General features: G+C 77.3%; 9 protein-coding genes. All 9 read right to left on the bottom strand.

What is annotated here, in order from left to right; all coding sequences use genetic code 11:
* Nucleotides 1–487: DUF4192 family protein (locus AC5FZL_RS13585; protein ID WP_493619421.1), on the bottom strand; the 487-nt coding region annotated here is incomplete at its 3' end.
* A 111-nt stretch (nucleotides 488–598) separates the two neighbouring features.
* Nucleotides 599–1,030 (bottom strand): YkvA family protein, encoded by a 432-nt coding sequence (locus tag AC5FZL_RS13590; RefSeq protein ID WP_493619422.1) that lies wholly within the window; start codon nucleotides 1,028–1,030, stop codon nucleotides 599–601.
* A complete protein-coding gene (locus AC5FZL_RS13595; protein ID WP_493619423.1) occupies nucleotides 1,027–1,737 on the bottom strand; it encodes an EcsC family protein in 711 nt (236 codons plus the stop codon). The genes AC5FZL_RS13590 and AC5FZL_RS13595 overlap by 4 nt, the downstream gene beginning before the upstream one ends.
* Before the next feature lie 4 nt (nucleotides 1,738–1,741).
* Nucleotides 1,742–2,344, bottom strand: a complete 603-nt coding sequence (locus AC5FZL_RS13600; RefSeq protein WP_493619424.1) for an NUDIX domain-containing protein — start codon at nucleotides 2,342–2,344, stop codon at nucleotides 1,742–1,744.
* 74 nt (nucleotides 2,345–2,418) lie between these two features.
* Nucleotides 2,419–4,116 carry a CTP synthase gene (gene pyrG, locus AC5FZL_RS13605; protein ID WP_493619425.1) on the bottom strand — a complete coding sequence of 566 codons (1,698 nt, stop codon included), beginning with the start codon at nucleotides 4,114–4,116 and terminating at the stop codon, nucleotides 2,419–2,421.
* A gap of 39 nt (nucleotides 4,117–4,155) precedes the next feature.
* A complete protein-coding gene (gene recN, locus AC5FZL_RS13610) occupies nucleotides 4,156–5,889 on the bottom strand; it encodes a DNA repair protein RecN (protein WP_493619426.1) in 1,734 nt (577 codons plus the stop codon).
* 1 nt (nucleotide 5,890) lies between these two features.
* Nucleotides 5,891–6,820, bottom strand: coding sequence for an NAD kinase (locus tag AC5FZL_RS13615; RefSeq protein WP_493619428.1), 930 nt, complete (start codon nucleotides 6,818–6,820; stop codon nucleotides 5,891–5,893).
* Between the two features lie 8 nt (nucleotides 6,821–6,828).
* The gene (locus tag AC5FZL_RS13620) at nucleotides 6,829–7,659 is read right to left on the bottom strand and encodes a TlyA family RNA methyltransferase (protein ID WP_493619429.1); all 831 of its coding nucleotides are present in this window, start codon (nucleotides 7,657–7,659) and stop codon (nucleotides 6,829–6,831) included.
* A 2-nt stretch (nucleotides 7,660–7,661) separates the two neighbouring features.
* Nucleotides 7,662–7,868 (bottom strand): hypothetical protein, encoded by a 207-nt coding sequence (locus tag AC5FZL_RS13625; RefSeq protein ID WP_493619427.1) that lies wholly within the window; start codon nucleotides 7,866–7,868, stop codon nucleotides 7,662–7,664.
* Nucleotides 7,869–8,016 lie beyond the last annotated feature (148 nt).

Here is an 8,016-nt window from a genome sequence, read left to right on the forward strand (position 1 = left end):
TGACGGCGCTGCCGGTGGCCACCAGCCGGGCGGCCACCTGGGTCCCCGCCTCCTCCAGCGGGATCCCCTCGGCCGGGCAGCAGCCGCCCTGGCAGGTGTAGCAGCGCAGCACGCCCCCGCCGACGAGGAAGGCCTGCACGGGCTCGACCGCCCGCCGCCGCAGCTCGCCGGCGAGGCGCTCGACCGCGGCCCGGTGCGGGGGGCCGTCGTCCTCGGCGCGGCCGGCGTCCTCGCTGTGGACGAGCACGACCGCGGCGCGGGCGCCGTCCGCGAGGAGGTGGTCGGCCAGGGCCGCGAGGAGCCCGGGGTCCGCGACGGACGCGAGGTCGACCCGGGCCACCACCCCGGTGCGCCCGCGCTCGCGCAGGCTGATCGCGACGAGGCTCTCGGTGGGCCGGAAGCCGAGGGTGTGCGCCGCGAGGACGACCAGCTCGCGCGGGTCGCCCACGCGCAGGACGTCGGGCGGCTGGGTCGGGGACGAGGTCATGCCCCGAGGCTCGTCGTGCGGGGGCGGCGCCGTCAGGAGCGCCGGCGCCCCTGTGGACGGCGGGTCAGCAGCGCTGCCTGTGGGCGGCAGGAGCGGCCCGCCGCCCCGCCGTCAGCGGATGACCTCGCCGGGGACGACGTCCGGGCCGCCGTCGGGCCCGCGACCGGTCCCCGCGCCGGTCCCGCGCGCGGGACCGGGCTCGCCCGTGGCGCCGGTGCGCTCCCAGGCGAGGAAGGCCTCGGTCTCGGACAGCAGGGCGCCGGAGAGCCACGCGAGCACGGCGGCGTCGTCGGCCAGCCCGACCACGAGGAGGAGGCCCTCGGGCACCAGGTCGACCGGCGAGGCGATGTAGACCGCGGCGAGCCCCATCATCCCCAAGCGCGAGCGGCTCAGGCCGGTGTACCGGCCCGAGAGGGCCGCCGCGACCATCCGCGGGATCGCGCGCACGAGGGTGGCGGTGCCGGGCGCCCCGGGGCGCCGGCCACGACGCACCGCGGTCCACAGCGCCCCGAAGGCGCCGCGCCGGCCGGGACGCGGGCTCACGAGCCCACCGCCGAGACCCCGGCCTCCTTCGGGGGGAACGCCTCGCGCGCCGTGCGGGCGATCCGGCGCAGCACGACGGCGTCCGACGCGCCGCCGATGACCCCGCCGGCGAACGGCACGCCCCGGCCCAGGCGGGCCAGGGCCGAGCGGCCGAAGCGGGAGACGAGCTGGAAGCCCACCGCCTTGTTGAGCACCATGAGGCCCGGCCCGGACAGCTGGCCGCGCGCGAGGCGGGCGACCAGCCCACCGGTGCCGCCCACGCCGAAGCGGCTCAGCAGGGTCTGGGCGTCCGTGCCGGTGAGGCTGAGGAGCACCGCGGTGCGCACCTCGGGGCTGGACAGGTCGTAGCCGCGCAGGGCGGCGGTGCCGGCCACGGTGCGGGTGGCGATGACGTAGAAGCCGAGCAGGTTGGCCGGCAGGGCCACCGGGAGCGTCACGAAGCCGCCGAGGCCGGTGACGAAGCCGCCGACCGCCGCGGAGCGGGTGGCCGAGGAGACGAGGGAGTCGATGGCGTCCTCGGTGCCGGCGCTGCCCCGCCGCGCCGCCTCGGCCGCCTGCGCGGCGGGGGGCAGCGGACCCGCGCCGTCGATCCCCAGGTCGACCAGGCGGCGGACGAGGTCGGAGGCGGCGCGGCTCAGCCGGCCGTCGTCCTCGGCGGGGGCAGCAGAGCCGGCGGGGTCCTCGGAGGCGCGCTTCTTGGTGAACACGAGGTCAACGGTAGGCCCGGTGGGAGGGCCACGGCGCGTCGGCGGGGCGCAGGGCGGACCAGCCGCCCTCCCGGGCCGCCCACGCGGCGAGCACGCCGGTGACCGCGCTGGGGTTGTGCAGGGCCCCGGCCAGGACGGCGTCGCGGGCCTCCTCCAGCGGGAGCCAGGTCGCGACCATCCCGGCCTCCTCCTCCGCGCGCACGTGCCGCTCGGCCTCGGGCACCGGCGACAGGTCCCGGGCCAGGAAGAGCCGGAACGCCTCGTCGGAGCCGCCGGGGCTGTTGAACCAGTCGAGCAGCACGTGCCAGGTGCCCGCCCGCAGGTCGGCCTCCTCGGCCAGCTCGCGCGCGGCGGCGGCCGCGGGGTCCTCGCCGTCGACGTCGAGCAGGCCCGCGGGCAGCTCCCACAGCACGTGGCGCACGGGGTGGCGGTACTGGCTCAGCAGCAGCACCCGCCCCTGCTCGTCCAGGGCCAGGACGCCGACCGCGCCGGGGTGGCGCTGGTACTCGCGCACCACCTCCCCCGCGCCCACGCCCGCCGCGCCCAGGTCGACCGTGTCGCGCACGACGTCCCAGACCCGTCCGGTGAAGACGGTCTCCGACGCCATCACGGGCGCCGGCGCGAGCCGGTCGAGGGGACCGGACGACGCGGAAGGACCGGACGACGCGGAAGGACCGGAGGTCACGCAGGGACCTCGAGGAGGCGGCCGGCGGCCTGGCGCGCCACCGCCGCACCGATCAGGCCCGCGAACAGCGGGTGGGCGCGGTCGGGCCGGGAGCGGAACTCCGGGTGGGCCTGGGTGCCCACGTAGTACGGGTGCACGTCGCGCGGCAGCTCGACGAACTCCACCAGCGCGCGGTCGGGCGAGACCCCGGAGAAGACCAGGCCGGCCGCCTCGAGGCGGTCGCGGTAGGCGTTGTTCACCTCGTAGCGGTGGCGGTGGCGCTCCTCGATGCGCTCGGCGCCGTAGGCCCCCGCCACCACCGACCCCTCGGTGAGCACGGCCGGGTACAGCCCCAGGCGCATCGTGCCGCCGAGGTCACCGGCGCCGGAGACGATGTGCTCCTGCTCGGCCATGGTGGCGATCACCGGGTCGGCGGCCTCGGGGTCGAACTCCGTCGAGCTCGCGGCCTCGAGCCCGAGCACGGTGCGCGAGTACTCGATCACCATGCACTGCAGGCCCAGGCACAGGCCCAGGGTGGGCACCTGGTTCTCGCGGGCCCAGCGCAGCGCGCCGAGCTTGCCCTCGATGCCGCGCACGCCGAAGCCCCCCGGCACGCAGACGGCGTCGACCCCGGACAGCTGGTGGCGGGCGCCCTCGGGGGTGTCGCAGGTGTCCGAGGCCACCCAGTGCAGCTCGATCCGCGCGTCGTTGGCGATCCCGCCGGCGCGCAGCGCCTCGGTGACCGACAGGTAGGCGTCGGGCAGGTCGATGTACTTGCCGACCAGCGCCACCTTCACGGTGTGCAGCGGCCGGTGCACGCGGCGCAGCAGCTCGTCCCAGCCCTTCCAGTCCACGTCGCGGAAGGGGAGGTCGAGGCTGCGGATGACGTAGGCGTCGAGGCCCTCGCTGTGCAGCACCTTGGGGATGTCGTAGATGGACGCCGCGTCGACGCAGTTGACGACGGCCTCCTCGTCGACGTCGCACATCAGCGCGATCTTGCGCTTGGTGGAGTCGGGGACGGCGCGGTCCGAGCGCAGGACGATCGCGTCGGGCTGAATGCCGATGCTGCGCAGGGAGGCCACCGAGTGCTGGGTGGGCTTGGTCTTCAGCTCCCCGCTGGGGCCGAGGTAGGGCACCAGGGACACGTGGACGAAGAAGACGTTGTCGCGCCCGACCTCCTGGCGCACCTGCCGCGCGGCCTCGAGGAACGGCAGCGACTCGATGTCGCCGACCGTGCCGCCGACCTCGGTGATGATGACGTCCGGGACGCCGTCCGGCCCGGGCACGGCCTGGGCGCGCATGCGCGCCTTGATCTCGTCGGTGATGTGCGGGATGACCTGGACGGTGTCGCCGAGGTACTCCCCGCGCCGCTCCTTGGCGATCACCGCGGAGTAGATCTGCCCGGTGGTCACGTTGGCGGCGGCGTCGAGGTCGACGCCGAGGAACCGCTCGTAGTGCCCGATGTCCAGGTCGGTCTCGGCCCCGTCGTCGGTGACGAAGACCTCGCCGTGCTGGAACGGGTTCATCGTGCCCGGGTCGACGTTCAGGTAGGGGTCGAGCTTCTGCATCGAGACCCTCAGCCCGCGCCCGCGCAGGAGGTGCCCGAGGCTGGAGGCCGTCAGGCCCTTGCCCAGGGAGGACGCCACCCCGCCGGTGACGAAGATGTGCCGGGTCGTCGAGGACCCTCGCTTCTGTGCTGATGCCCGCGTCGCCACGGACTGCCACGGTAGCAGTGCCGCGGGGGTGCTCGGCGCTCAGCGCGCCGGCGGCTCCGGGGTGGCGGCCTCGGCGCGCGCGGCCTCCAGCAGCTCCTCCGCGTGCGCCCGGGCCGAGCCGGAGTCCTCCTGGCCGGCGAGCATCCGGGCCAGCTCGGCCACCCGCTCCTGCGCCGACAGCGCCCGGACGCCGCTGACCGTCACCTGCCCGTCGCTGGCCTTGGCGACCTTGAGGTGGGCGTCGGCGAACGCCGCCACCTGTGGCAGGTGCGTGACGACGAGCACCTGGCGCTCGCGGGCCAGGCGGGCCAGGCGGCGTCCGATGCCGACCGCGGCGCGCCCGCCGACGCCGGCGTCGACCTCGTCGAAGACGAACGTCGGGACGGGGTCGGTCCCGGCGAGGACCAGCTCGAGGGCGAGCATCACGCGGGACAGCTCGCCGCCGGAGGCGCCGCGGGACAGCGGGCGGGGGGCGGTGCCGGAGGAGGGCTGGAGCAGCAGGGTCACCTCGTCGGCGCCGTGCGGTCCGAGGTCCTCCACGGCGTCGCCGGTGCGCTCGACCTGCACGGTGAGCACGGCGTGCGGCATGGCCAGGCCGGGCAGCTCGGCCGTCGCCGCCGCCCCCAGGTCGGCTGCGGCGCGGGTGCGGGCGGCCGTGAGCTCCCCGGCCAGGTCGAGCAGCCGGGCGCGCAGCTCCTCGCGCTCGGCACCGAGGGCCTCCACGCGCTCGTCGTCGCCCTCGAGCTCGAGCAGGCGCGGTGCGGCGGTGCGCGCCCACTCCAGGACGGCGTCGACGTCGCCCCCCCGGGTGCGGGCCAGCGCCGTGAGCTCCGCGCGCCGCTCCTGCACGGCCGCGAGCCGCAGCGGGTCGACGTCCACCGACTCGGCGTACGCGGCCAGGTCGGCACCGACGTCGGCGACGAGGTAGCCGATCTCGGCCAGCCGGTCGGCGAGCCCCGCGAGGGCGGGGTCGTGCTCGCGCACCGCCTCCAGCGAGCGCCGGCCCGCGTCGAGCAGGGACGCCGCGTCGGCCCCCTCGTCGGCGCCCGCCGGCTCACCGGTCAGGGCCGCGTGCGCCAGGGAGGCCGCGGCGCGCAGCTCCTCGGCGTGGTCGAGGCGGTCGGCCTCGGCGGCCAGCGCGCGGTCCTCCCCCGGCTGCGGCTCGAGGCGCTCGACCTCCTCGAGGCCGGCGCGCAGGAGCTCCGCCTCGGCCGCCCGCTCCCGGGCGGCCCGGACGATCTCGGCCAGGTCGCGCTCGACCTGCTGCCAGCGCCGCCAGCAGGACGCGTAGGCCGCGGCGGGCACCGCCACCGCGTCCCCGGCGTAGCGGTCGAGGGCCTGGCGCTGGCGGGCCGGCGAGCGCAGCATCACCTGCTCGGACTGGCCGTGCACGGCCACGAGGTCGTCCGCGAGCTCGGACAGCAGCGAGACCGGCGCCGCGCGCCCGCCGACGTGCGCCCGGCCCCGGCCGGTGGCCGAGACGCTGCGGGCGACGAGCAGCGCCCCCTCGTCGAGGTCGGCGCCCGCCTCGGCGGCCCGGGCGGCCACCCGGCCGTCCTCGGCCACGGCGAACCGGCCCTCGACCAGGGCGCTGTCGGCCCCGGTGCGCACGGACCCGGGGTCGGAGCGGGCGCCCAGCAGCAGCCCGAGGCCGGTGATGACCATCGTCTTGCCGGCGCCGGTCTCGCCGGTGATCACGGTCAGGCCGGGGCCGAGCTCCAGCGTGGCGTCGGTGATGACGCCCAGGGAGCGGATGCGGACCTCTTCGAGCACGTCAGCCTCCTGCGACCGGTCGGGTGGCGCCGGGGGCGCCGCGCATCTCCTGGTGGGTCTCGTCGGGCCCCCGCCAGCCGCCCACCGCGAGGCCGAACTTGGCCACGAGGCGGTCGGTGAAGGGTCCCGGCGCGCACCGGGCCAGGCGCACGGGGTGCGCGCCGCGGCGCACCTCGACGCGGGCGCCGGGCGGGACGGCGATGGACCGGCGCCCGTCGCACCACAGCACCGCGGGGGTGCGGTTGCGCTCGAGCACCTCCACGGCGAGCACCGCCTCCGGGGAGACGACGAGCGGACGGGCGAAGAGCGTGTGCGCGGCGATCGGCACCATGACCAGGGCGGCGACCCCGGGCCACACCACCGGTCCCCCGGCGGAGAAGGCGTAGGCGGTGGAGCCGGTCGGCGTGGACATCACGACGCCGTCGCCGCCAAAGGTGGACACCGGCCGGCCGTCGACCTCGGTGACGACCTCCAGCACCTGCTCGCGGTTCCCCTTCTCCACGCTGACGTCGTTGAGCGCCCAGGAGCGGGCCGTCACGACGCCGCCGTGGTGCACCTCCACGGCCAGCGTGAGCCGCTCCTCGACCGCGTAGGTGCGCTCGGCGACGTGCCGCACCGTCTGCTCCAGGTCCTCCGGCTCGGTCTCGGCGAGGAACCCGACGTGCCCGAGGTCGACGCCGAGCAGCGGCACGTCCGTGCCGTGCACGAGCTCGGCGCCGCGCAGGACGGTGCCGTCGCCGCCCAGGACGAGCACGAGCTCGAGGCCCTCCACCGCGCCGGGCTCCACCCGCTCCACGGCCGTGCAGCCGGGCAGGTCGGTGGCCTCGTCCGCCAGGAGCACGGGGTGCAGGCCCGCGGCGGCGAGCAGCCGCACCACCTCCTGCGCGGTCGCCACCACCGCCGGCCGTCCGGTGTGGGCCAGCACGAGCACCCGCCGGCTCACGCCCCGCTCCCGGCGCCGGTCGGGCCGGCGGCCACGGCGGCGTCGACCAGCGCGGCGACCTCGGCCTCGTCGCGGGGCGGGCCGGGGCGCAGCCACAGGAAGTACTCGACGTTGCCGCTGGGCCCGGGCAGGGGGCTGGCGGTGACGCCGTGGCAGCGCAGGCCGACGGCCGCCGCGGAGGCGGCCACGGAGCGCACCGCCTCGGCGCGCAGCGCCGGGTCGCGCACCACGCCGCCGGAGCCCAGCCGCTCGCGCCCCACCTCGAACTGCGGCTTGACCATGAGCAGCAGGTCGGCGTCGGGAGCGGCGCAGCGCGCCAGCGCGGGCAGCACGAGCGCCAGGGAGATGAACGACAGGTCGGACACCACCACGGTGGGAGCCGGCGCGACCTGCTCGGGGGTGAGCTCGCGCACGTTCGTGCGGTCCATCACCGTCACCCGCTCGTCCTGCTGCAGGGACCACACGAGCTGGCCGTACCCGACGTCGACCGCGACCACCGACGCCGCTCCGGCGCGCAGGAGCACGTCGGTGAACCCGCCGGTGGAGGCCCCCGCGTCGAGGCACCGGCGGCCGGTGACGTCGATCTCGGGGAAGGCGTCCAGGGCGCCGCGGAGCTTGTGGGCCCCTCGGCTGGCGTACTCGGGGTCGGTGGCGTCGGGGCGCACGACGATCGCCGCGCTCAGCTCCACCTGGGTGGCGGGCTTGGTCGCGGCGGTGCCGGCCACGGTGACGCGGCCGGAGCCGACGAGCTCGCCGGCGTGCTGCCGGGAGCGGGCCAGCCCCCGCCGCACCAGCTCGGCGTCCAGGCGCTGGCGGCGCTGGGCCACGCTCACCCCGCGGTGACGCTGAGGCGGCGCTGCAGGGCGTCGTGGACGGCGGCCAGGACCTGCGCGTCGTGCTGGCCCGCCTCGTCCGCGGGCGCGTCCAGCAGGGCGCGGAGCTGGTCCATCGCGGCGTCGACGGCCTCGTCACCGGTGGAGGGCAGCTCGGCGGACGGCTGCGGCGCGGGCGGGAGGCTCGCGGTGGTCTGGCTCATGACGGGCTCCCCTCGTCGGTGGCGGGCTGGCCGGTGGCGGGCTGGTCGGTGGCGGGCTGGTCGGGACCGGTGGGCCTGGTGGTCGGGCGCGCGGTGGCCGGCCGGGGACGGCGCACCGGAGTCCGCACCGTCGCGGACGCCGTGGCGG

The organism is Quadrisphaera sp. DVD1, assembly GCF_058932755.1.

Excerpts from the sequence above, each read along its gene's own strand:
- AC5FZL_RS13600 (WP_493619424.1), bottom strand. The coding sequence starts at position 2,344 with ATGGCGTCGGAGACCGTCTTCACCGGACGGGTCTGGGACGTCGTGCGC.
- AC5FZL_RS13625 (WP_493619427.1), bottom strand. The coding sequence starts at position 7,868 with ATGAGCCAGACCACCGCGAGCCTCCCGCCCGCGCCGCAGCCGTCCGCC.